Annotated in this window: 21 protein-coding genes; 15 read left to right on the forward strand and 6 right to left on the reverse strand. The window is 54.5% G+C overall.

Annotated features, from left to right (window positions below):
- The first annotated feature begins 53 nt into the window (after window positions 1–53).
- From argF to ridA, 7 genes are all read left to right on the forward strand, one after another.
- Window positions 54–1,058 (forward strand): ornithine carbamoyltransferase, encoded by a 1,005-nt coding sequence (gene argF / locus AAGR22_RS19240; protein ID WP_067706063.1) that lies wholly within the window; start codon window positions 54–56, stop codon window positions 1,056–1,058.
- A 68-nt stretch (window positions 1,059–1,126) separates the two neighbouring features.
- The gene (locus AAGR22_RS19245; RefSeq protein ID WP_345829101.1) at window positions 1,127–2,536 is read left to right on the forward strand and encodes a YfcC family protein; all 1,410 of its coding nucleotides are present in this window, start codon (window positions 1,127–1,129) and stop codon (window positions 2,534–2,536) included.
- Window positions 2,537–2,602: 66 nt separating this feature from the next.
- Entirely contained in the window at window positions 2,603–3,160 is a 558-nt protein-coding gene (locus tag AAGR22_RS19250) for an ArgR family transcriptional regulator (RefSeq protein WP_067706058.1), read from the forward strand.
- Window positions 3,161–3,316: 156 nt separating this feature from the next.
- Window positions 3,317–3,469: a hypothetical protein gene (locus AAGR22_RS19255; RefSeq protein WP_345829103.1), complete on the forward strand. Its 153-nt coding sequence runs from the start codon at window positions 3,317–3,319 to the stop codon at window positions 3,467–3,469.
- A gap of 11 nt (window positions 3,470–3,480) precedes the next feature.
- On the forward strand, window positions 3,481–4,416 hold the full coding sequence (gene pyrB / locus AAGR22_RS19260; protein WP_067706056.1) for an aspartate carbamoyltransferase: 936 nt from the start codon (window positions 3,481–3,483) through the stop codon (window positions 4,414–4,416).
- 12 nt (window positions 4,417–4,428) lie between these two features.
- Window positions 4,429–4,893, forward strand: a complete 465-nt coding sequence (gene pyrI / locus AAGR22_RS19265; RefSeq protein WP_067706303.1) for an aspartate carbamoyltransferase regulatory subunit — start codon at window positions 4,429–4,431, stop codon at window positions 4,891–4,893.
- Between the two features lie 69 nt (window positions 4,894–4,962).
- On the forward strand, window positions 4,963–5,349 hold the full coding sequence (ridA, locus tag AAGR22_RS19270; protein WP_067706054.1) for a 2-iminobutanoate/2-iminopropanoate deaminase: 387 nt from the start codon (window positions 4,963–4,965) through the stop codon (window positions 5,347–5,349).
- 249 nt (window positions 5,350–5,598) lie between these two features.
- Here ridA and AAGR22_RS19275 read toward each other — a convergent pair whose 3' ends face one another.
- Window positions 5,599–6,978 (reverse strand): hypothetical protein, encoded by a 1,380-nt coding sequence (locus tag AAGR22_RS19275; RefSeq protein WP_345829108.1) that lies wholly within the window; start codon window positions 6,976–6,978, stop codon window positions 5,599–5,601.
- A gap of 604 nt (window positions 6,979–7,582) precedes the next feature.
- Between AAGR22_RS19275 and treC the strand changes: the two genes are divergently transcribed.
- Complete coding sequence (gene treC / locus AAGR22_RS19280) at window positions 7,583–9,289, forward strand: alpha,alpha-phosphotrehalase (protein ID WP_067706050.1); 1,707 nt, start codon at window positions 7,583–7,585, stop codon at window positions 9,287–9,289.
- A gap of 173 nt (window positions 9,290–9,462) precedes the next feature.
- On the opposite strand, the gene AAGR22_RS19285 is transcribed toward treC, so the two are convergent.
- Window positions 9,463–12,036, reverse strand: a complete 2,574-nt coding sequence (locus AAGR22_RS19285; protein WP_345829110.1) for a DEAD/DEAH box helicase — start codon at window positions 12,034–12,036, stop codon at window positions 9,463–9,465.
- 324 nt (window positions 12,037–12,360) lie between these two features.
- Between AAGR22_RS19285 and nrdD the strand changes: the two genes are divergently transcribed.
- The 3 genes from nrdD to AAGR22_RS19300 all read left to right on the forward strand — a co-directional run bounded on the left by nrdD (window position 12,361) and on the right by AAGR22_RS19300 (window position 15,603).
- A complete protein-coding gene (gene nrdD, locus AAGR22_RS19290) occupies window positions 12,361–14,499 on the forward strand; it encodes an anaerobic ribonucleoside-triphosphate reductase (RefSeq protein ID WP_345829112.1) in 2,139 nt (712 codons plus the stop codon).
- Window positions 14,496–15,020: an anaerobic ribonucleoside-triphosphate reductase-activating protein gene (gene nrdG / locus AAGR22_RS19295; protein WP_345829114.1), complete on the forward strand. Its 525-nt coding sequence runs from the start codon at window positions 14,496–14,498 to the stop codon at window positions 15,018–15,020. Before nrdD ends, nrdG begins: the two co-directional genes overlap by 4 nt.
- A 61-nt stretch (window positions 15,021–15,081) precedes the next feature.
- A complete protein-coding gene (locus AAGR22_RS19300) occupies window positions 15,082–15,603 on the forward strand; it encodes a type 1 glutamine amidotransferase domain-containing protein (RefSeq protein ID WP_067706044.1) in 522 nt (173 codons plus the stop codon).
- Window positions 15,604–15,695: 92 nt separating this feature from the next.
- On the opposite strand, the gene AAGR22_RS19305 is transcribed toward AAGR22_RS19300, so the two are convergent.
- Entirely contained in the window at window positions 15,696–16,133 is a 438-nt protein-coding gene (locus AAGR22_RS19305) for a YhbP family protein (RefSeq protein ID WP_345829116.1), read from the reverse strand.
- Window positions 16,134–16,283: 150 nt separating this feature from the next.
- Between AAGR22_RS19305 and AAGR22_RS19310 the strand changes: the two genes are divergently transcribed.
- Complete coding sequence (locus tag AAGR22_RS19310) at window positions 16,284–16,589, forward strand: GIY-YIG nuclease family protein (RefSeq protein WP_345829118.1); 306 nt, start codon at window positions 16,284–16,286, stop codon at window positions 16,587–16,589.
- Window positions 16,590–16,645: 56 nt separating this feature from the next.
- Here AAGR22_RS19310 and AAGR22_RS19315 read toward each other — a convergent pair whose 3' ends face one another.
- Entirely contained in the window at window positions 16,646–17,146 is a 501-nt protein-coding gene (locus AAGR22_RS19315) for an N-acetyltransferase (protein WP_345829120.1), read from the reverse strand.
- Window positions 17,140–17,667, reverse strand: coding sequence for an SCP2 domain-containing protein (locus AAGR22_RS19320; protein ID WP_345829122.1), 528 nt, complete (start codon window positions 17,665–17,667; stop codon window positions 17,140–17,142). The genes AAGR22_RS19315 and AAGR22_RS19320 overlap by 7 nt, the downstream gene beginning before the upstream one ends.
- Before the next feature lie 205 nt (window positions 17,668–17,872).
- Between AAGR22_RS19320 and AAGR22_RS19325 the strand changes: the two genes are divergently transcribed.
- The 3 genes from AAGR22_RS19325 to AAGR22_RS19335 all read left to right on the forward strand — a co-directional run bounded on the left by AAGR22_RS19325 (window position 17,873) and on the right by AAGR22_RS19335 (window position 21,118).
- On the forward strand, window positions 17,873–18,868 hold the full coding sequence (locus tag AAGR22_RS19325) for a peptidase U32 family protein (RefSeq protein ID WP_345829124.1): 996 nt from the start codon (window positions 17,873–17,875) through the stop codon (window positions 18,866–18,868).
- The gene (locus AAGR22_RS19330; RefSeq protein ID WP_345829126.1) at window positions 18,859–19,755 is read left to right on the forward strand and encodes a U32 family peptidase; all 897 of its coding nucleotides are present in this window, start codon (window positions 18,859–18,861) and stop codon (window positions 19,753–19,755) included. Before AAGR22_RS19325 ends, AAGR22_RS19330 begins: the two co-directional genes overlap by 10 nt.
- Window positions 19,756–20,110: 355 nt before the next feature.
- On the forward strand, window positions 20,111–21,118 hold the full coding sequence (locus AAGR22_RS19335; protein WP_345829128.1) for a luciferase-like monooxygenase: 1,008 nt from the start codon (window positions 20,111–20,113) through the stop codon (window positions 21,116–21,118).
- Between the two features lie 159 nt (window positions 21,119–21,277).
- Here the strand turns inward: AAGR22_RS19335 and AAGR22_RS19340 are convergent, their stop codons facing one another.
- Window positions 21,278–23,065, reverse strand: a complete 1,788-nt coding sequence (locus AAGR22_RS19340) for a vegetative insecticidal protein Vip3A family protein (protein WP_345829130.1) — start codon at window positions 23,063–23,065, stop codon at window positions 21,278–21,280.
- Window positions 23,066–23,130 lie beyond the last annotated feature (65 nt).

Consider the following 23,130-nt stretch of genomic DNA (forward strand, 5'->3'; position numbering starts at 1 on the left):
ATTCACTCAATCTCTGATTCAAAGATTAACTTTCTCAATTTAAGGAAATTTTCATGTCATCTTCACTGCATAACCGCCATTTCCTCAAGCTACTGGACTTTACCCGCTCTGAAATCCAGGGCCTGCTCGATCTCTCCTTTTCACTAAAAAATGCCAAATATGCGGGTCATGAAGAGAAACACCTGAAGGGAAAAAACATTGCGCTAATTTTTGAAAAAACCTCCACCCGCACCCGCTGTGCGTTTGAGGTTGCCGCCTTCGATCAGGGTGCGCAGGTGACCTATCTTGGCCCCAGCGGCAGCCAGATTGGACACAAAGAGTCGATGAAAGATACCGCCCGCGTACTGGGCCGGATGTATGACGGCATTGAGTATCGTGGATTTGGGCAGGAGATCGTGGAGGAGCTGGCTGAGTTCGCCGGCGTGCCGGTCTGGAACGGGCTGACCGATCAGTTCCACCCCACGCAGATCCTGGCCGATCTGATGACCATGCTGGAACACGCTCCCGGTAAATCGCTGCACCAGATCGCTTTTGCCTATCTTGGCGATGCGCGTAACAACATGGGAAATTCACTGATGGTGGGCGCGGCCAAAATGGGGATGGATATCCGCCTGGTGGCGCCGAAATCGTTCTGGCCTGACGCGGAGCTGGTCGCCACCTGCCAGGCGCTGGCACGGGAAAGCGGCGGGCGAATCACCCTCACCGAGAAGGTTAGCGAAGGCGTGGAGGGCGTGGACTTCCTCTATACCGATGTCTGGGTCTCCATGGGAGAGCCAAAAGAGGCGTGGGCAGAGCGCGTCGCGCTGATGACGCCCTATCAGGTGAATGCCGATGTGCTGGCGGCCACGCATAATCCGCAGGTGAAATTTATGCACTGCCTGCCCGCTTTCCACAATGAAATGACCCGTACGGGGCGGGAAATTGAGGAAGCCTTCGGCATGAAGGGGCTGGAGGTGACCGACGACGTCTTTGAATCCCACCACTCGATTGTCTTCGACCAGGCAGAAAACCGTATGCACTCGATTAAAGCGGTGATGGTCGCCACCCTCGGCGTTTAGCCTCCCCCTTCGCCGCTCCGCTTCCAGTCGGAGCGGCGGTATAAAATAGCGATTAAGGATAAGACGTTATGCGTAAGTTTACCTTTCCGTCGGCCTATACCATTTTACTGATACTCATCGCGCTGGTAGCGGGCCTGACATGGGTCATTCCGGCAGGTCAGTACCAGATGGAGATGAACACCACGCTGAATAAGAGCGTACCCATTGCCGGCACCTGGCAGCCCACCACGCCGCATCCACAGGGGCTGGTAGATATTGTGCTGGCACCGGGAGATGGCCTGTACGATCACAAAACCTATCAGGCGGGTGCCATTGATGTCGCGCTGTTTATCCTGGTGATCGGCGGCTTTCTGGGCGTGGTGAACAAGACGGGTGCCATCGATGCCGGTATAGAGCGGGTGATGCAGCGGCTGAAGGGCAGAGAGGAGTGGATGATCCCGATCCTGATGGCGCTGTTTGCCGCAGGGGGCACCATTTATGGCATGACCGAGGAGTCGCTCCCCTTCTACTCGCTGCTGGTGCCGGTCATGCTGGCCGCCCGCTTCGATTCGGTCGTCGCTGCCGCCACGGTGATGCTGGGCGCGGGGATCGGCACCCTGGGTTCGACGATCAACCCCTTTGCAACGGTGATCGCTTCTAATGCCGCAGGGATCTCTTTTACCGCCGGTATTGGCTTTCGCCTGGTGATCCTGCTGGTCGGCTGGCTTATCTGCGTACTCTGGGTCATGCGCTATGCGGTCAGGGTTCGTCGCGATCCCTCAAAGTCGATCGTCGCGGATCTGCTTAGCGAACATCGCGCGTTTTTCCTGAACGATCAGGCCGATGACAGCAGTCGGGCTTTTACGCCCGTGCGCAAGGTGATCCTCGTGCTCTTTGCCGTGGCCTTTGCGGTGATGATCTATGGCGTGGCGGTTCGGGGCTGGTGGATGGCGGAGATTTCCGGCGTCTTTCTGGTGGCAGCAATCGTTATCGGCCTGGTGGCCCGTATGAGTGAGAAAGAGCTCTCCAGCACCTTTATCGACGGCGCGCGCGACCTGCTGGGCGTGGCCCTGATTATTGGTATCGCCCGCGGCATTGTGGTGGTGATGGACAACGGTATGATCACCCACTCCATCCTGCATGCCGCCGAAGTCACCGTGACCGGACTTTCCTCGGCCGCCTTTATCAGCGTGATGTTTCTGCTTGAGGGCGTGCTCTCCTTCCTGGTGCCCTCCTCATCTGGCCTGGCGGTCTTAACCATGCCTATCCTCGCCCCGCTGGCTGATTTTTCGCATATCAGCCGCGATCTGGTGGTGACGGCTTATCAGTCTGCATCCGGCCTGGTCAACCTGATTACGCCCACCTCGGCGGTGGTCATGGGCGGTCTGGCGATTGCTCGCGTTCCCTATGTTCGCTGGGTGAAATGGATAGCTCCGCTGTTGCTGCTGCTGATGATTTTGCTTATTGCTGCGCTAAGTCTGGGCGCACTGCTCGGATAGTCGCGATAATTCTGCCCCTCATGGATACCCACCCTGGGTCGCAACGGAGTAATGGGAACTAAGGCTATGTCAAAAAAATCTACGGCAACGCTCGATCGGGAAAACAGCCAGCTGACGCTCTGCCGTCAGCTCATTGATGCGCATAGCTTCCACAGCCAGCAGGAGATAAGAACGGCACTTCAGCTGCGGGGCTACCCGGAGATCAGTCAGTCAACCGTGTCGAAATTATTAACCCTGCTGGACGTGGTTAAAGTCGCCAATGCCCGGGGAGAGAAAATTTATGCGCTGGCCTCGGCCCTGCAGAGTAAGCCCGACGCGGTCAGCCCGCTTTCTGCCATGGTGGTCAGCGTGGATTACAATGAAAAATTTATCGTCGTTCACGTCGCGGCTGGCTACGCACGCGCCGTTGCACGCGTAATTGAACACTGGAAGCTGGATGGGATACTCGGCGTGGTCGCCACGAATAACTGTATCTGGATAGCACCGCGCACCGCGCACGCTATTCGGCGTCTCCACCAGCATATTACGGCACTGCTACAGCCCTGCTCCGGTGAGGAGCAGCAGGCATGGCGGGACGCGCCCTCCTCCGACGAGGCGGGTGCGCTACCTGTCCGGTTCCCCTGAGTCGCTATTGCCAACAGCGCCTCAGGAGGAGGCTGGGTGAGATCAGGTGGGTTGCCATCACGCTAAAGTGCATGCGGAAGGCGAAAGAAAGCGCTGATGATATCTTGAACACCGCCAGCATCTGCGTATAATGCCCCCCGTTTGCCTGGAGGATGTATGAAACTGCGTACCGTTAATACAACTGAACTGACGCGCCTGACCACGGGCGGGAAGCACCGTTTTTCCCACTCCGGCATCACTATTCATAAAAAAAAGCCCCTCCGTGAGGGGCTTTTTTTTGCCCGTTTTTCAGCTAACCGGCAGGTATAAGGGGTGTGAAGATGGCCAATCCGCTGTATCACAGACATATTATTTCTATCAACGATCTCAACCGTGAAGAGCTTGAGCTGGTGCTGCATACCGCCGCCAGCCTGAAGGCCAATCCACAGCCGGAGCTGCTGAAGCACAGCGTGGTCGCCAGCTGCTTTTTTGAAGCCTCGACCCGCACGCGGCTCTCATTTGAAACCGCCATCCACCGCTTGGGCGCTTCGGTAGTGGGCTTCGCCGACGGGGGCAATACCTCGCTCGGCAAAAAGGGTGAGACGCTGGCCGACACCATCTCAGTGATTAGCACCTATGTTGATGCCATTGTCATGCGCCATCCTCAGGAGGGTGCCGCGCGCCTGGCGACCGAGTTTTCCGGCGGCATTCCCGTCCTGAACGCCGGTGACGGGGCTAATCAGCATCCCACCCAGACGCTGCTGGATCTGTTTACCATTCTGGAAACGCAGGGCCGTCTCAGCAATCTTGACGTCGCCATGGTGGGTGACCTCAAATATGGCCGCACGGTGCACTCTCTGGCGCAGGCGCTGGCTAAGTTTGAGGGTAACCGCTTCTGGTTTATCGCCCCGGATGCGCTGGCGATGCCCGCCTATATCACCGATATGCTGGACGAAAAGGGTATTACCTGGAGCCGTCACGACAGCATTGAAGAAGTCGTGTCGCAGGTGGATATTCTCTATATGACCCGCGTGCAGAAAGAGCGCCTCGATCCGTCGGAATATGCCAACGTTAAGGCGCAGTTTGTCCTGCGCGCCGCCGACCTGGCTGGCGCTCGCGACAATATGAAGGTGCTGCACCCTCTGCCGCGTATTGATGAAATCAGCACAGATGTCGATAAAACGCCGTACGCCTGGTATTTCCAGCAGGCCGGAAACGGCATTTATGCGCGCCAGGCTCTGCTGGCGCTGGTACTGAATCGCGAACTGGCTCTGTAAGGGGTATTGATGATGACGCACGATAATAAATTGCAGGTCGAAGCGATCAAACGCGGCACGGTAATCGACCACATTCCGGCGCAAATTGGCTTTAAGCTGCTTTCACTGTTCCGCCTGACGGAGACCGATCAGCGCATTACCATCGGCCTTAACCTGCCCTCCGGTGAGCTGGGACGTAAGGATCTGATCAAAATCGAGAATACCTTTCTGACCGACGATCAGATCAACCAGCTGGCGGTCTATGCACCCCACGCCACGGTTAACCGCATTGATGAATATGAGGTGGTGGGGAAAATCGCGCCAATGCTGCCGGATACGATTGAACGGGTACTCACCTGTCCGAACAGCAACTGCATCAGCCGCAGCGAGCCGGTGAACTCCAGCTTTGCCGTAAAAAAACGTCACGGTGACGTGCAGTTAACCTGTAAATACTGTGAAAAAGCCTTCGCTCACCACGTGGTGCTGGCGAACTGGTAATCAATCGTCAGCCGCCTATAATGAGCCGACACCGGACGGAATCACGTCCTCATTTATCAGGGAGAACGTATGTCTCGCGAAATCAGTACTGAAAACGCACCCGCCGCGATTGGCCCCTATGTGCAGGGCGTCGATCTTGGCAGCATGATCATCACCTCCGGCCAGATCCCGGTCGATCCCGAAACCGGCACCGTGGCCGATGACGTCGCCGCACAGGCGCATCAGTCGCTGGAGAACGTGCGCGCTATCGTAGAAGCCGCCGGACTGACCGTCGGCGACATCGTTAAAACGACGGTATTCGTCAAGGATCTGAATGACTTCGCCACCGTTAACGCCGCCTATGAAGCCTTTTTCACCGCGCACAATGCCCGCTTCCCGGCCCGCTCCTGCGTGGAAGTGGCACGGCTGCCAAAAGATGTGAAAATCGAAATCGAAGCGATCGCCGTTCGCCGCTAATGCTATCGCCTCGCCTTTTAACGGGCGGGGCGCTTTTCCCCTGTTTCCCACCCGCTATTTTTCCGCCCTCAGCAGTTTCTCAACCGGCCGAACCAGCGCAATCACCACCTCATCCTGCGTTACCGCTGCACTGTCCAGCAGCAGCGCCATTTTTGCCAGCTCGTTAGAAAAATCAGAGGTCGCTGGCGCAGTTATTGAACCTGGGCCTTGCCAGGAATATAAACCTTTATTTATGCTTAAATGTGAACGTTATTTAACTTTATTAAAAATCCAGTGAATGCCACCCAACGTGCTTATATCATAGTAGTTATGATTCCATTGCTGAAAATCGTCACTACTTTTAAATGATTCCGGTAATGATTCGATATATGAACCGTAAGAATAGGGGATGCCAATTCTTTTTGCTATTATCATACATTCGTGATAAGAGTGCATACCACCGCCTACCAGATAACCAATAATAGCCAACATGTATTGTTTTTTATGTTCTATATTGTCAAGGGGACCAAATGCCTCAGCAGCCTGAAGAAGGGTTCCGCTCGTACCAGAAATACCGCCGCCAAATAACAAGTTTCTTGTATCGAGATCGCCATAAAATTCATCTGCTTCTGGGTGGCTTTTGCGGTTTTCATCCCGTTCAAAAATATCCACCCCCCTAATCCTTGCTTGCGTGACGGTGCCTGTCAGGCTTGCATCACTTTCTTTAGCAATCCCTGCCGTCATTGTCGCGAGTGCTTTTGAGGTTCGATTCACCCGGCCTCGTACCTCCTTTTCATCAAACAATTCCTGTCTGACTTCTTTTCCTGACGTTACATAAGCAGCTAATGGTGCCCCTTTTAGGACAGGGAGAACTTTACGACCTACCGCATCGTGTATGGCCATTTTTTGCTCTAAAGTACCGGTCTCTAACGCCAGTATAATTTTATCCCAAATATATTTACTGGTATGTATTGATGCATTTTCTTCAGAGATACGACCAAAATTTTGTCGCCCACCGCTAAAAAAGTAGTGGCCTATATTTTTTACGACTATGCTTAACGTCTTGTCAGGATCTTTTTCATAATTTTCAGAAAGATAATTTTTTACCCCTTGTGAGATGCTTTCGACCGCTTCAGCGGTGTACTTCATGTTACCCAGGACTAAAGCCCCCAGCGCTGACTGACATAAACGACGCCTTTCCTGGCTAACTTCGGTAGCGTACCGTTTTAAAACTTTCTGACTGCCAGATTTGTTAAACCCTCGATGCTCGCCATATTTTGCATAAACAACATCTGAATCGGCAGTGATAGCCCATGGAATATAGGATTCGACGGTGCTTCGGGGAAGCTTTCCATCCGAATATTCACAGGGGATCCTCCCCCTGGGGTTATGGAAGTCACGAATAATAAAGATTCTCTTATCTGTCATAACTTCAGAATTATTCATGGCACCATCTTTATTAACAGAAAAGTTCGTAATGGAGTTTGAAACCAGGTTAATATTCGAGGCAAGTTTTTTTTCATAAAGAGTTTCGTGCGATAATGATCTGGCGGGTGAGCTCATTTCTTTTAAAATTGCGGATTTATCTTTTTCACCCCGCGCCACATTAGTTCCAGGAGTTAATCCCTTTCTTATTCCATTAAAAGGCACAATGAATCATTCCTGTGGAAATCTCGAGAATAAAATATAACTTAAACTGCCATTTTAATCTAATAATAACTCTGTATAACTGCCAGCGTAACGTTAGAGATTCGCCGACTTAATAATAAGGTGGCACATTTACAGTCGCTGTTTCTCTATCGGCATATTCCATTTACGTTGTCCGCAGGATTGCCGTATATATTATCTCTTACACTGACTCATACCTGGGAAACTACTTGATTAGTTGAAAATACTACGCCTCAGACTGGACATAGTTGAGCCCCGGTTAAATGATCTTTTACTCTTGCCCTCATCAAAAAAATTTAACTAACATATCAGGTTACAACTTGATCCCTTCAGCATCAATTGGGACCTTTTATGCCGCGCTTATCGCCAGATAATTCTCACTTTTTTGTCATTGCATCGGCCATGCGAGCGCCGACTGACGCGGATTTAACGGGCTTCGCGGCCGCTCATGGAAAATTATTTGCTTTTCACCGCGTCCAAACGGTCTCACCATGGCAGTTAATGGCTAACCTTATTGAAGAACAAAAAGTGAGAATGTCTTTATACATACGGGTGGACCTTTTCACCCTGAATATGGGATTGAGCGATGAATAAAAATCCACCATGGTGGCAGAACGGCGTTATCTATCAAATTTATCCCAAGAGCTTTCAGGACACGACGGGCAGCGGTACGGGCGATATCGCAGGGATCATCCAGCGGCTGGACTACCTCAAGACGCTGGGCGTTGACGCTATTTGGCTGACGCCCTTTTATATCTCGCCGCAGGTCGACAACGGCTACGATGTGGCGAATTACACCGCCATCGATCCGATTTTTGGCACCATGACCGACTTCGATAACCTGGTGGAAGAGACTCACCGGCGCGGCATGCGGCTGATCCTTGATATGGTGTTCAACCACAGTTCGACACAGCATCACTGGTTCCATGACGCGCTGGACCCGGACAGCCCCTACCGTTCCTACTATATCTGGCGGGATGGTACCCCCACCGAGCCGCCCAATAACTGGCAGTCGAAGTTTGGCGGCAGCGCGTGGCGCTGGCACCCGGAAAGCGGACAGTACTATATGCACCTGTGGGCGCCGGAACAGGCGGAACTTAACTGGGAAAACGATAATCTGCGCGCCGAGCTGAAGCAGATTGTTAACTTCTGGGCCGACCGGGGGATTGACGGGCTGCGGCTGGACGTGGTGAACCTGGTCTCCAAGCATCAGGACTTCCCTGACGATCCGAACGGCGATGGCCTGCGGCTCTACACCGACGGGCCGCGCATCCATGAATATATGCAGGAGATGAGCCGCGACGTTTTTCGCCCGCGCGAGTTGATGACCGTCGGGGAGATGTCTTCCGCCACCCTGGAGCACTGCCAGCGCTACGGTTCGCTGGATGGCGAGGAGCTGTCGATGGTTTTCAGCTTCGACCATGTGGAAGTCGACTTTTATAACGGCCAGAAATGGACGCTGACGCCGCTGGACCTGGTGGCGCAAAAGGCCATTTTCACCCACTGGCAAAAGGGGATGCATAACAAAGCCTGGAATGCGCTTTTTTGGTGTAACCACGATCAGCCCCGGGTCGTGTCCCGCTGGGGCGATGAGGGGCAATACCGCGTTCAGTCGGCGTGGATGCTGGCTCTGGTGTTACACGGAATGCAGGGCACCCCCTATATTTTCCAGGGGGAAGAGCTGGGTATGACCAATCCCCACTTTACCCGCATCCTCGATTATCGCGATATTGAAAGCCACAACATGTATGCCGAGCTGCGCTCGCAGGGCCGCGACAGCGATAATTTGCTGGCGATCCTCGCCAGTAAATCCCGTGATAACGGGCGCACCCCCATTCCCTGGAACGCAGGGGAGAACGGCGGTTTTACCAGCGGTACGCCGTGGATCGGCATGTGCGACAACAGGGAGACCATCAATGCGGAAGCCGCGCTCGCCGACGAAAACTCGGTTTTCTACGCTTATCAGAAGCTGATCAGGCTGCGTAAGGAATACGCCATTCTGACATGGGGTGACTACCTGGATTTACTGCCTGAGCATCCGCACCTGTGGTGCTACTGCCGTCGATACGGCAGGGAGACGCTGGTGGTGGCCGCCAACTTCAGCGGCGATACCCAGGTCTGGCATCCCCCGGCCTACAGCGGCCAGTGGGACGTGCTGATCAGTAACTATCCGGATACGCACGTCACGCCCGGCGAGGTGATGCTGCGGCCCTGGGAAGCGGTATGGTGGTATCAAAAGCGCGGAAGCAGCGCATCGCTTCGCCAGCAAAGCGCCGCATCCGGTACGAATTGAGTTGACCGGCTGAACGCGCTCCGTCCACTACGGAGTAAGCACTCAGGCTGACAGCGCCCCGCTGACGCCGTCAGCCTGAGAGCGGGAGGCCGCCCCCGCAAATGAGCGTAAAACCCGACAGGCGTTAATCCAGGGATATAAGCACTCACCGGCTGGCAAGCCCTTCTCCCCTTTCAGAGGGGATCGAACAGCGCGGCCAAATCGTCGCTGGTCCACAGGCCCGGCTCGTTAAGCCCATCTTCCAGAATCCCACCGGCCAGCTCGGCCTTTTGCTGCTGAAGCGCGACGATTTTTTCCTCAATGCTGCCCGCCACGATCAGCTTATAAACAAAGACCGTCTTATCCTGGCCCATCCGGTAGGCGCGATCCGTGGCCTGATTTTCTGCCGCCGGATTCCACCAGGGATCGTAGTGGATCACCGTATCTGCCGCCGTCAGGTTCAGCCCGACGCCGCCCGCTTTCAGACTGATCAAAAAGACCGGCACCTCGCCCTGCTGGAAACGCCGTACCGGCTCGGTGCGATCGCGGGTGCTGCCCGTCAGCATCACATAGGGGATGCGCGCCTTTTGCAGCTCGTCGGCGATAAGCGTAAGCATGGTGGTGAACTGAGAGAAGATCAGGATCCGGCGATCTTCCGCCAGCAGCTCACTGAGCATCTCCCGCAGCAGCGCCAGCTTGGCCGACTGTTTAACGCCCGCCTCACCCGCCTTGTCGATCAGGCGCGGATCGCAGCAGATTTGCCGCAGTTTAAGCAGCGCATCCAGCACCAGCAGATGACTTCTCCCCGCCCCCTGCTGCTCTACCGCCAGCCTGACGCGGTCCTGCATCGCGCTGCGCACCGATTCGTACAGGTCGCGCTGTGCGCCCACCAGCTCCACCGAGCGCACGATGGTGTTTTTCGGCGGCAGCTCCTTCGCCACCTCCTGCTTACGCCGCCGCAGCATAAAAGGCCGGATGCGCCGGGCCAGCAGTTCCCGTCGTACCCTGTCGCCATTGCGCTCAACGGGAATGCGCCACTCCTGGGTAAACTGCTTTTCGCTGCCCAGAAAGCCGGGCAGCAGAAAATCAAACTGCGACCACAGCTCGCCAAGGTGGTTTTCCAGCGGCGTCCCGGTCAGGCAGAGACGGTGACGGGATTTAAGCGATCGAATTACCGAGGCGGCGCGCGAGGCGCTGTTCTTCACGTACTGCGCCTCATCAAGGATCAGCAGATGATAGCTAAAACCCAGCAGCTGAGGCTGGTCGCGCCACAGTAGCGAATAGGTGGTCAGCACCACATCATACTGTTCGATACGGTCATAGAACTCTTTACGCTGCGGGCCGGTCAGCGCCAGCACCCTCAGGTCGGGGGTGAAACGGCTGGCCTCCTGGGTCCAGTTATACACCAGCGTCGTAGGCACCACGATAAGCGCGGGCCTGTCCAGCCGCCCGGCCTCTTTCTCCAGCAGCAGGTGCGCCAGCGTCTGAACGGTTTTGCCCAGCCCCATATCATCGGCCAGTACGCCGCTCAGATCCTGCTGACGCAGGAACTGCATCCAGTTAAGCCCCTGCTGCTGATAGTCACGCAGCTGGGCCTTGAGGCCCACCGGCGGGGCGACGGGCTGGATGCCCTCCCCGCTGCGCAAACGCTCAGCAAGCTGCTGGACGCCGCTTTCGCCATGAAACTGCCAGCGCCCCGTGTCGCTCAGCGCGGCTAACCTGCCCGCTTCATAGGGCGGCAGCCGCAGCGGGGTATCTGCCCCCTGGCTGAAAAAGTCGATCAGGTTACTCACCACCGGTTTAAGCTGGCCCGCCGTGAGCTGCCAGCGCACATTCCGGTCGCCGCGCAGTTCAATAGTTTCATCATCGGGAATTAAGGCGAGGTTGCCGCTAAACCAGCGGCGATCCTGTTGGAAGAGTGAGGCGAGCAGCGGCTGTAAGTTCTGCTTTCTGCGTCCCGCCTGAACCTCAAGGTGCAGCGTGAACCAGCCATCGCTACCCTGCTCTGCGCGACCATCAATCGCCTTGATGGTGGTGAAATTCCAGGTGAAGTCGTCATCAACCGTCACCTTCCAGCCTCGTCGGCGCAGTGCTGGTAGCGTCGCGTCGATAAACGTGCGCCATCCGGCCGGGGATGCTGGCGCAAAGAGAGTCGGCGGCAGCGGTGCGCCGGTTGGTGTATAGATATGCGCCCCGGGGATAGCCTCCAGCCCTGCTTCACTCATCTGTTGCAGCCACGCCAGCTCGGTTTCAGCCCGCCGCTGTACGGTAAAGAGTTTGCCTCTGGCATCCGCAAAGCGCCTGTCGGTGCTGCCCGCTGCGACCTGAATCCCGGCATAATCAAAGGAGACCGCGGCGAAATCCAGACGTTTTTGCCGATGACCGTAGCGGCCAAATCCACTGATGAATTTTGAGCGTGATTCCAGCCGAAGCACGGGTATCGGTTCAGCAGAGAGGAGATCGGAGGGAAGATCCCCCGCCGCTGCCCGCCGCTGACGCAGGTTCGCCAGCATCACCGCCGCCACGTGACGACAGTTATTTTTGACCGGGCAGGTACATTCCCCGCTGGCATGCAGCTTTCCCTGCGGCAGGCTGAAATGCACCATCACCTGGAAGGGTTCGACCGTGCGTCCGGGGACCTCGCCAGTCAACAGATCGCTTTGCCACTGGATATTCTGCGCTTTTTCCACCAGGCCTTTCGCTCTGGCAACGGTGCGCGCACCGATCCATCGGCTAACCTGGTTTTCGTTATATGTTACAGACGGCATCAGACAGTATCCCGGAATGACCCGAGCAGGGGCATAGCTGCTCAGCATAACAGGCAATAATATGGATTCCGCCCCCTGTAATGCAACCGTGTTACGCGATTTGCCCGCGAAAAAATCCCCGGGACAAAGGTAAAGGCTCCGGCAACGTCACAGCGACGGCGGGAAATCCCCTCCCGCCGGGCGCAGTAGGTTAGCGAAAATACAGCGATCAATTATCTTTGTTTCAGGTCAATAAAAACGCAGTTAAATTAAGCAAAACCCTACATGTTGGGCTTACTATGCCATTCTCATTCTATATATAGACATCAGGGTTGGGAGCACGGCATGTTATCCAGGGTAATAAAACGGGATGGCTGTAAGGTGGCGTTTGATGAATCACGTATTCGCGATGCCATTCTCTGCGCGGCTCAGGCGGCAGATATTGATGATAAGCGTTACTGCATTACGGTCGCCAGCCAGATAAGCCAGCAGCTGCAGCGACAGCACAGCGTGGATATTCACGATATCCAGAAGACGGTGGAAAATCAGCTTATGACCGGGCCTTACCCGGAACTGGCCCGCACCTATATTGAGTATCGCCACGACCGCGATATCGCTCGCGAGCTGCGCGGCAAGCTGAATAACGCCATCCGCGGCCTGATAGAACAGACCAATCCCGCCCTGCTGAACGAGAATGCCAATAAAGACAGTAAAGTCATCCCTACCCAGCGCGATCTGCTGGCGGGGATTGTCGCCAAACACTACGCCACCGATCACATCTTGCCGCGCGACGTCGTGCTGGCCCATGAGCGCGGTGAGATCCACTATCACGATCTCGATTATTCGCCCTTTTTCCCGATGTTTAACTGCATGTTAATCGATCTGAAAGGCATGCTGACGCAGGGCTTTAAGATGGGCAATGCCGAGATAGAACCGCCCAAATCCATTTCGACCGCGACCGCCGTCACCGCGCAAATTATCGCCCAGGTCGCCAGCCACATATATGGCGGCACCACCATTAACCGCATTGACGAGGTGCTGGCGCCCTTTGTCGAAGCCAGCCTGGAGAAACACCGCGCCACGGCGCGTGAATGGCAGATTGCCGATGTCGAAGGCTACGCTCAAAACCGCACCGAAAAAGAGTGCTTCGACGCTTTTCAGTCGCTGGAGTACGAGGTGAATACCCTGCACACGGCCAATGGCCAGACGCCTTTTGTCACCTTTGGTTTTGGCCTGGGAACCTGCCGGGCGGCCAGGCTGGTCCAGCAGTGCATCCTGCGCAACCGGCTCGCCGGGCTCGGGAAAAATCACAAAACGGCAGTCTTTCCCAAGCTGGTGTTTGCCATCAGAGAGGGAGTGAACCGCTCGCCGCAGGATCCGAACTACGACATCAAACGGCTGGCGCTGGAGTGCGCGAGCAAACGTATGTACCCGGACATTCTCAATTACGATCGGGTGGTGGAGGTCACCGGATCGTTCAAAACGCCGATGGGCTGTCGGAGCTTTTTAGGAGTATGGGAAGAGGACGGCCGCCAGGTCCATGAGGGCCGCAACAATATCGGCGTGATCAGCCTGAATCTGCCGCGTATTGCGCTGGAAGCAAAAGGGGATGAGGCGGCATTCTGGAGGCTGTTGGATAAACGGCTGCTGTTGGCGAAAAAAGCACTGCTTACCCGCATTGCCCGGCTGGAAAACGTTAAAGCGCGCGTTGCTCCCATTTTGTATATGGAAGGCGCCTGCGGCGTGCGGCTACAGGCAGATGATAACGTCGCCGACATCTTCAAACATGGCAGAGCCTCTATTTCCCTCGGTTACATTGGCATTCACGAGGCCATTAACGCGCTAAGCGGCGGTGAGACCCACCTCTTTGACGATCCGCTGCTGCGCGAAAAAGCCGTGGCGATCGTCAGCCATATGCGTAACGCCGTGGATGCATGGAAAGCAGAAACCGACTATGGCTTCAGCCTGTACAGTACGCCAAGCGAAAATCTGTGCGATCGCTTCTGCCGCCTGGATGCCGCCGAGTTCGGCATCATTGCCGGGGTAACCGATAAGGGCTACTACACCAACAGTTTTCACCTGGATGTGGAGAAGAAGGTTAACCCCTACGATAAAATTGATTTTGAAGCGGCCTACCCGCCGTTAGCGAACGGCGGTTTTATTTGCTACGGCGAATATCCCAATATTCAGCACAACCTGAAGGCGCTGGAGGACGTATGGGATTACAGCTACAGCCGCATTCCCTATTACGGCACCAATACGCCTATCGACGAATGCTATGAGTGTGGCTTCACCGGCGAGTTTTCCTGTACCAGCAAAGGCTTTACCTGCCCGAAATGCGGTAATCACGATGCCTCCCGCGTTTCGGTTACCCGGCGGGTCTGTGGCTATCTCGGCAGCCCGGATGCGCGTCCGTTTAACGCGGGCAAGCAGGAAGAGGTCAGGCGTCGCGTTAAGCATATGGACACCGGCCAGCTGGAATGAATATTCATCAGTATTTTCCGGTAGATATCGTTAACGGGCCGGGAACGCGCTGTACGCTGTTTGTAGCAGGCTGCGAACACCGCTGCGCCGGGTGCTACAACAAATGCACCTGGCGGGTGAACTCCGGCGTTCCCTTCACGCTTTTGCATGAAGAACGCCTGATCGCCGATCTTAACGATAGCCGCATTCCGCGTCAGGGTCTGTCGCTTTCCGGCGGCGATCCGCTGCATCCCGCCAACGTTGCCGACATACTCAGGCTGGTGAAACGCATACGTCGCGAGTGTAGCGGGAAAGATATCTGGCTGTGGACCGGCTACCGTCTCGCCGACCTGAGCGACGCCCAGCGGGAGGTGGTCCGGCTGATTGACGTGCTGGTTGACGGCAAATTTGTCGAGGCTCTGAAGGACCCGGCGCTGCTGTGGCGAGGGAGCAGCAATCAGGTGATTCACTACCTGACACGGCCCGCAGATTATCAGGCTGAAATCAGCCACATACAGCACAAACTCACCCCTCCGACTTGATTTTTCAGAATGACCAACCACACTTAAGGGCATTGTCAGCGTTAAAACACCGGAGGAAACGATGAGCAAGAAGATCGCGGTATTAATTACAGATGAGTTCGAAGATTCAGAATTCACGTCTCCTGCTGAAGCCTATACCAAAGCGGGACACCAGGTTGTCACCATTGAAAAGCAGGCCGGGAAAACCGTTACCGGGAAACAGGGTCAGGCGAAGGTAAAAATCGATAAGAGTATTGATGAGGTTCACGCCGCTGAATTTGATGCACTGCTGTTGCCGGGTGGACACTCCCCTGACAGCCTGCGCGGCGACGATCGCTTTGTTAACTTCACTAAAGATTTTGTCGCGCTGGGCAAACCGGTATTCGCTATCTGCCACGGGCCACAGCTGTTAATCAGTGCCAACGCGGTACGCGGCCGTAAAATGACCTCGGTGAAAGCCATTGCCATTGATTTGAAAAATGCCGGTGCAGACTTCCACGATAAAGAGGTCATCGTCGACAACGACAGGCTGGTGACCAGCCGTACGCCGGACGATTTACCCGCGTTTAACCAGGAATCTCTGCGTATTCTTGAAATTTCCTGAACCGTACTGTAATCCCCCGATCGGCACTGAAACTTCCGCATCACTAAAACCGGCATTACCGATCGGCATTAAAACCGGGTTCGCCCGGTTTTTTACCCTGCCTGCTCCCGCATCCAGCTGAGTTTTTTGCCAAACCCCAGCGCGTTATCGGTCATTTTGACCTCATCAAGCCTGATTTCCCACAGCGGAGCCGACGCTTTGATCGCAACCGGGAAACGCTTCACATAGGCGCTGTGCGCGGCCTTTGCCTTATCGCCCTCCAGCAGCGTGATACGCCCGGCGTACTGTACGCCTTTGATCAGCAATACCGATTTAGGCTGCCCGTTAATCGTTCCGGCCACCTGGGAGTCACTCAGCATTTGCGCCCCGTGCCGCGTGTGCTTTTCGGTCATCAGCCAGAATACACAGCTATCGGGGTCGAAGACGTAAAAACAGTTAGCGCACCAGACGGGCGGCCCTGAACATAAGGACAATACATGCTGTTTTTTTAGAAAACGGCTGATGGCGGCGGGCATTGCGGTATCGGACATAGTAGCCTCCCTGAAAAAGCCCACTTTGCCACACCCTCCCCCTGCATAGCCAGCCACAACGCCGGGAGACACTTTTCCTGTGGCAGGAAGCTGCTAGAATCCTCTTTATCGCCCCTCTGAAACGGGGATAAACAGGACAGAAAGGAATTGATGAACAGCAGCGAAGCCGCGCCATGGCGACTCTATATTTTACGTACCCGCAGCGGGGCGCTCTACACCGGGATCACCAACGACGTCGCGCGGCGCTTTTTGCAGCATCAGTCGGGTAAAGGCGCAAAGGCATTACGCGGTAAAGGTCCGCTGGAACTGCTGTTTCACTGCGAAGCGGGCGATCGTTCCCGTGCGTCAAAACTGGAGTATCAGGTTAAGCGGCTCAGGAGAAGCGATAAAGTCAGGCTGGTGACGCACCAGCCTGACTCTCTCACCGCCTGGCTGGAGGAGCTCAGGAGCGGCTGAACCTGAGCTCACAGAGCAGAACGCCGCCACGCGCCCTCGCCCCTGGCGGTAACGTCTCAGGCCTCAGCGAAGGGAGCCGCGTACTCAATAAGGCCCTCTGCCTGAACGAGCGCCTCGTCGGCCAGTTTGTAGACCTGGAGCGCTTCCGCGCCGGACAGGCGGCAGTGGAGATGATGTCGGGCCGCGGGTTCAAATCCCAGGCGACCGTAAAAATCCGGTTCGCCCATCACGACCACGGCGGCGTAGCCAAATTCATTGAGCGTATCCAGCCCCTCGTAAATAAGCTGTTTACCCAGCCCGTCACCGCGGCTGCTCTCCTCTACCGCCAGCGGCGCGAGGGCGACCCACTGGTGATCTTCGCCATTAAGGGTTACCGGGCTGAATGCGGCGTAGCCCAGCACCTGGCCTTCGTCGTCGGTCGCCACCACGCCCAGCGTCAGCAATCCATCCTCACGCAGCTGTTGAACCAGTTCCGCCTCTCTGACCGTCGCAAAACAGCGTCGTAGCAGCGCGTCGATCCTGGCGGCGTCTATGCCGATTTCAGTACGAATTAACATGGCACACCTGCGCGATCCGCAGGGGAAGTCGCGTCCTCAGAGAGTCCCGCCTCAATCAGGTTAGCCAGCTGCATCAGTCCGAAACGCAGCGGCGCGGGCATATGTTCAGGTTCCATCGCATCCATCAGATTCTTCACTTCCAGCCCCAGGTCAGTGTCGCCTTCAATCACCAGACGACGTTGAAAGAACAACGTATCGGGGTCCTGCCTGCGGGCAGCCACCAGCAGCAGGTCGTTAGCCTCACCGCGGAACCAGACGTCGGCCTCTTCCCGTTCGGCAACCTGCAATTTCCCCTGCTCAAGGGTGGTGACCCAGCGCAGGCCCAGATCGCGGATCTCCACGCCTAACCCGCGCCCCTCAAGAAAGTCTAAATCCCCTTCCGCCAGAGCATAGTGAAACTGCCAGCTTAACAGCTGTTGCAGACACTGTTTTTTGAGTGCAAAAGGTGCCAGCTGCAGCGGAATTCGCAAAATTTGTGGACCCTTGCGGACAAGTTTTGCACATAATGGGTTCAACACCATTATTACTCCTTACGTATGAATTTTGACTATTTTGCCACACTGGCAAAACGAATCTGACGAATGGATCAGTAAAGTGTGCGAACTCTACAGAATTTTGGCATTAAATCCATTGTTCATCATTACGCCATTAGCTGCCTTAAATCAAAAGTTCTGATCGTTTCCCTGTTTACACTCACGGATTCTATAGTTTGTACGGAAGAGTAATATGGAACTGCTTTGCCCTGCGGGAAATTTGCCCGCGCTAAAGGCTGCGGTCGAAAACGGAGCAGACGCGGTTTATGTTGGCCTGAAGGATGACACCAACGCCCGTCACTTCGCGGGCCTGAATTTCACCGAAAAACGGCTGAAGGAAGCGACCGGGTACGTTCATCAGCACCGACGTAAGCTACATGTCGCGATCAACACCTTTGCGCATCCCAGCGGCTACGAGCGCTGGCAGTATGCGGTGGATATGGCCGCGAGCGTCGGCGTAGATGCGCTGATCCTGGCAGACATCGCCATGCTGGAGTATGCCGCTGAACGCTATCCGCATATTGAGCGACACGTTTCGGTTCAGGCCTCGGCAACCAACGTCGAGGCAATCAAATTCTATCAGCGCAATTTCGATGTCGCCCGGGTCGTCCTGCCCCGCGTGCTCTCTATGCATCAGGTGCGCCAGCTGGCGCGCGTCACCCCCGTGCCGCTGGAGGTCTTCGCCTTTGGCAGTCTGTGCATCATGGCAGAAGGACGCTGTTTCCTCTCATCCTGGCTTACTGGCGAATCCCCCAATACCGTCGGCGCCTGCTCCCCCGCCCGCTATGTTCGCTGGCAGCAGACGCCCGGCGGGCTGGAGTCGCGGCTGAATGAGGTGCTTATCGATCGCTATGACGCCACGGAGAATGCAGGTTACCCAACGCTGTGTAAGGGCCGCTACCGTTTAGACGGGGCACGCTATCACGCGCTGGAAGAGCCAACCAGCCTGAATACTCTTGCGCTACTCCCGGAACTGCTGGCCGCTAATATCGCCTCGGTAAAAATTGAGGGCCGCCAGCGTAGCCCGGCCTACGTGGAACAGGTTACGCGCGTCTGGCGTCAGGCTATCGATCGTTGCAGGGCCGATCCCGCCGGTTTTACCGCTCAGCAGAACTGGATGAATACGCTCAGCGCACTCAGCGAAGGAACACAGACCACGCTGGGCGCCTACCATCGTCAATGGCAGTAGGATACCCCATGAAATACGCATTAGGCCCGGTACTCTGGTACTGGCCAACTGAGACGCTACAGGATTTTTATCAGGCCGCTGCCAGCAGCAGTGCAGAGATCGTCTATCTGGGTGAAGCCGTATGCAGCAAACGTCGGGCAACCAAAATGGCAGACTGGATGGCGATGGCGAAAGCGCTGGCTGCGGCGGGCAAGCAGGTGGTACTGACCAGCCTGGCGCTGGTTCAGTCCCCTTCAGAACTGGTTGAGCTGAAACGCTATGTGGATAACGGCGAATTCCTTATCGAAGCTAACGATATGGGAACGGTCAATATGGTCGCGGAAGCGGGTCTGCCCTTCGTCGCCGGCCATGCGCTGAACTGCTACAACGCCGTTACGCTGCGTCTGCTGTTAAAAATGGGTATGGTGCGCTGGTGTATGCCGGTTGAGCTGTCCCGCGACTGGCTGGACAACTTGCTGACGCAGTGCGAGACGCTGGGCATACGCAACCGGTTTGAGGTGGAAGTGTTGGGTTATGGCCATCTACCGCTGGCTTATTCTGCCCGCTGCTTTACCGCCAGGGCGGAGAACCGCGGCAAAGACGACTGTCAGACCTGCTGTAGTGAGCACCCGCTTGGGCGAAAACTTTATTCGCAGGAAGATCAGCTGGTATTTGTGCTTAATGGTATTCAGACGATGAGTGGTTATTGCTATAACCTGGGAAATGAGCTGATTTCGATGCAGGGGCGGGTGGATATTGTCCGCTTATCTCCCCAGGGTACAGAGACGCTGACGATGGTGGATGCATTTCGCGCCAACGAAACGGGTAAGCATCCCTTATCGCTGCAATCCCACAGGCAGTGTAATGGATACTGGCGGCAGGTGGCCGGACTGGAGCTTGTCAGCTAAAACCGGGCGAGCTGTCGCCTGCTCATCCCCGCTAACAATAAATGCGGTTTTACCCGGGCGAATGATAAGTCATACTCACGCATAGCCCGGGCCACGCCTTATCAGGGCAGATTGTGCGCCGGGACTGTCTGGTAAAAGGTAAAGTGCTGCAAACTGCCAATCCTTTTATCAAAAAATCGTCCAGGCTATCTGCTTGCACCAGTACGCTAACCTTCGGTTATCGAATTGCATGGGGCGGTAGCCAAAGTACCGACCCTTACTGAAAAGCGTGGCTGTTCGGCATAATAACAGCCAGCATACCTGCAATTTGAAGGATGAGGGTTATTTTCGGCCCTTCAAAAAAAAGTGAGCGACTATGTCCGATATAAAAAACGTCCCCCTGTCGATCCTCGATCTTGCGCCTATTCCGCAGGGTGCAACCGCCTCTGATGCGTTCAAAACCTCTCTTTCACTGGCACAGCAGGCCGAAAAGCTGGGTTACAACCGCTACTGGCTGGCCGAACACCACAATATGTCCGGTATCGCCAGTGCCGCCACCTCGGTGCTGATTGGCTTTCTTGCGGCGAACACGCAGACGCTGCGGCTTGGCTCCGGTGGCGTGATGCTGCCTAATCATGCACCTCTGGTCATTGCTGAGCAGTTCGGCACGCTGGAATCTCTCTATCCGGGGCGTATTGATTTAGGGCTGGGCCGCGCGCCGGGCTCCGATCAGCGCACCATGATGGCACTGCGTCGGCATATGGGCGGTCACGTTGATAATTTTCCCGCTGACGTGCAGGAGATGATTAGCTGGTTTGATGCCGCCGGGGATGAGCGTCCGGCAGTACTGCCGGTGCCGGGTCTGGGGCTTAAGATCCCGGTCTGGCTTCTCGGCTCCAGCCTCTACAGCGCTCAGCTTGCCGCTAAGCTGGGACTGCCGTTTGCCTTTGCTTCACACTTTGCGCCAGACCTGATTTTCCAGGCACTTCACCTCTACCGCGAAGACTTCACGCCGTCGGCACGGCTTCAAAAGCCCCATGCGATGATTTGCGTTAACGTCGTAGCCGCCGACAGTGAGCGAGACGCCCGATTCCTGTTTACCTCCATGCAGCAGCAGTTTATCAATCTGCGCCGTGGTCGGCCGGGCCCACTGCCCGCACCGGTGGAGAATATGGATAATCTGTGGTCACCATCAGAACAGTACGGCGTTCAGCAGGCGCTGAGTATGTCGGTAGTGGGTGACAGGGATAAAGTGCGCCAGGGTCTGGTATCGCTGCTGCGTGAGACGGAGGCGGATGAAATTATGATTAATGGGCAGATTTTTGACCAACAGGCGCGACTGCACTCCTTTGCGCTGGCGATGGAAGCCTGGCGGTCGATCTGACAGCAATAATTCTCCCGCACGACGTCGTAAATTACCAGGAAGATATTCCCATCGTTAAAAACCCGCTACTCTGGGTTTTTAACGATCCTAAACCATTTTTTCAGCGTTTAATGTAAATCCCGACGATGCTGACTGGATGAGCAGTCACGAACCCTGGTTTTAATCTATTGAGCGCGAATTATCGCCATACTGACGTCCTCGCGGCGGCTCCAAAGCTGTCTGACCGTCATCTGCGCTGCGGCCTGATCGGCTTGTCTGGTTATAATCATCCGTGAAAAATTGTCTTCCCAGATAACTCCCGGCGCATATTATATATATGTATTCGCCAGAACCTTTAGACAAGGTTGCTAAATTGAACATCAGACAATAAAGTGGAGCAGGATATCTCTCCCCTATAAAACAGAGTGGAAGGCCGCGGGAAGTTGTATTAATTATCTTTCCATCGCCATTAACATCTTGCGCATTCCTTTCTTCAAAAGCCTTCCCAATATTATACTCAACGCTATCGCTAGAAAAATGTTTATACTTATTCGCGGGGAGGTATTCAGCTTTCAGCGCCCCGGTAGGCGCATCATATTGTGAAACGTAAATCGCCGAGAAACTATAAGTATGAATTTCTTTACCGTCACTTGTTGAATCATAAGTAGACGTGTAGTCAAAGCCAGTAATGACTTCCTCACCTATCTTACAAATTTTATAATTCCCCCAATCATTGAGGGTATAAGGTGAACGCCCAACGTCGTATTCATATTTTTCCTCAGTACCCAGTATAATTTTAAACCCGGCACCTAATTTCCCATCGGTAACGACCAGCCTGAATGTATTCTGCGTCTCATTATAAACAAACTCAAAACCCAAAAGCGCGTAGCCTTTTTTCGCCCTGTGTCTGACTGTGGGCCGCTTATCAAGTGAAGGGAATTCTCCCATGATGGGGACTGAATCCGGACAGTTGTGGGTTGCCATCAGAGAGTTCCGTTCAGGCGTGATTTTAGACATAATCTGAGAAAAGAGTTGCTGCTGCTCGTTGAGTGCAGATTTCATTTCACTGGCATAGTCATAGTAGGGATAATTCATTATTGCCCGGCACGAACAGAATGCACCCAGCGCTTTCGCTTGTATAAGCTGGGAGTTAAGCAAAAAATCGATCGCCCGTGATACACTGCTCACGCTATTAAAAACGATCTTCGTCGACATAAACTCGGGTATAACGAGCTGGAGATTGCTTGTTGATAAAATATTCTTCCCGACTAATGAATTATGGATGGTATTCAAATGATAAATAATATTGTTCAAGGCCGGTTCGGTGACTCTTTTCGCAAATTCATATAACTCAACGAAAGAGTCACTTTCCAGAATTTCATTGTTATCTTCTGACCGGTTTTTCAACTCCACTAATTTTTCAGAAAATTGGTCGTACCGTTCTGAAACAAACTTGACGGCCTGATAAGAAGATGTCATCTCAGCAAGACTGGAGTTGAGACTGATTTGCCGGGCAATGTTGTCCAACTGTTCACTTATCAGTACCAGACGATTTCTGACATCACCGAGCATGCCAATAATTTGCCTGTTCTGAGAAGAAACATAGTGAATTGCATTCAAAATCGTAGGGAGATAAAAATCAAGATTACTTTTTATGGCGAGAATGTTTTTATTGGCTACGCTAATCAGCTTACTTTGCCTTGAAGACATATCAATAAGAAGCCTGATTTGAGCCTGTGTCAGAGTGCCCTGTGCCAATAACGTGTTAATATCATCGCTCATCCCTCCTAAAGATGATTGTATATTCTCCCACAGCGCGGCATTAGACATAGCACCGTCTAAGTTGCCACCAATGTTAGCTATGGACGAAAAGATACTTCCTATATTATCTATAAATGAGTAGATGGTATTAAACCCACCAATAACGTCCATTATACGCGTATTATTCTGACGTACTGATAACTCCATTTGCTGCTCCTGTATGAATTTTGAATAATAAATACCTCCCATAAACAGTAGCTTTGCTTATGCTT

Origin of the sequence: Erwinia sp. HDF1-3R, from assembly GCF_039621855.1 — a bacterium.
GTDB lineage: Bacteria > Pseudomonadota > Gammaproteobacteria > Enterobacterales > Enterobacteriaceae > Erwinia.

Excerpts from the sequence above, each read along its gene's own strand:
- argF (WP_067706063.1), top strand. The coding sequence starts at position 54 with ATGTCATCTTCACTGCATAACCGCCATTTCCTCAAGCTACTGGACTTT.
- AAGR22_RS19245 (WP_345829101.1), top strand. The coding sequence starts at position 1,127 with ATGCGTAAGTTTACCTTTCCGTCGGCCTATACCATTTTACTGATACTC.
- AAGR22_RS19250 (WP_067706058.1), top strand. The coding sequence starts at position 2,603 with ATGTCAAAAAAATCTACGGCAACGCTCGATCGGGAAAACAGCCAGCTG.
- AAGR22_RS19255 (WP_345829103.1), top strand. The coding sequence starts at position 3,317 with ATGAAACTGCGTACCGTTAATACAACTGAACTGACGCGCCTGACCACG.
- pyrB (WP_067706056.1), top strand. The coding sequence starts at position 3,481 with ATGGCCAATCCGCTGTATCACAGACATATTATTTCTATCAACGATCTC.
- pyrI (WP_067706303.1), top strand. The coding sequence starts at position 4,429 with ATGACGCACGATAATAAATTGCAGGTCGAAGCGATCAAACGCGGCACG.
- ridA (WP_067706054.1), top strand. The coding sequence starts at position 4,963 with ATGTCTCGCGAAATCAGTACTGAAAACGCACCCGCCGCGATTGGCCCC.
- treC (WP_067706050.1), top strand. The coding sequence starts at position 7,583 with ATGAATAAAAATCCACCATGGTGGCAGAACGGCGTTATCTATCAAATT.
- AAGR22_RS19285 (WP_345829110.1), bottom strand. The coding sequence starts at position 12,036 with ATGCCGTCTGTAACATATAACGAAAACCAGGTTAGCCGATGGATCGGT.
- nrdD (WP_345829112.1), top strand. The coding sequence starts at position 12,361 with ATGTTATCCAGGGTAATAAAACGGGATGGCTGTAAGGTGGCGTTTGAT.
- nrdG (WP_345829114.1), top strand. The coding sequence starts at position 14,496 with ATGAATATTCATCAGTATTTTCCGGTAGATATCGTTAACGGGCCGGGA.
- AAGR22_RS19300 (WP_067706044.1), top strand. The coding sequence starts at position 15,082 with ATGAGCAAGAAGATCGCGGTATTAATTACAGATGAGTTCGAAGATTCA.
- AAGR22_RS19305 (WP_345829116.1), bottom strand. The coding sequence starts at position 16,133 with ATGTCCGATACCGCAATGCCCGCCGCCATCAGCCGTTTTCTAAAAAAA.
- AAGR22_RS19310 (WP_345829118.1), top strand. The coding sequence starts at position 16,284 with ATGAACAGCAGCGAAGCCGCGCCATGGCGACTCTATATTTTACGTACC.
- AAGR22_RS19315 (WP_345829120.1), bottom strand. The coding sequence starts at position 17,146 with ATGTTAATTCGTACTGAAATCGGCATAGACGCCGCCAGGATCGACGCG.
- AAGR22_RS19320 (WP_345829122.1), bottom strand. The coding sequence starts at position 17,667 with ATGGTGTTGAACCCATTATGTGCAAAACTTGTCCGCAAGGGTCCACAA.
- AAGR22_RS19325 (WP_345829124.1), top strand. The coding sequence starts at position 17,873 with ATGGAACTGCTTTGCCCTGCGGGAAATTTGCCCGCGCTAAAGGCTGCG.
- AAGR22_RS19330 (WP_345829126.1), top strand. The coding sequence starts at position 18,859 with ATGGCAGTAGGATACCCCATGAAATACGCATTAGGCCCGGTACTCTGG.
- AAGR22_RS19335 (WP_345829128.1), top strand. The coding sequence starts at position 20,111 with ATGTCCGATATAAAAAACGTCCCCCTGTCGATCCTCGATCTTGCGCCT.
- AAGR22_RS19340 (WP_345829130.1), bottom strand. The coding sequence starts at position 23,065 with ATGGAGTTATCAGTACGTCAGAATAATACGCGTATAATGGACGTTATT.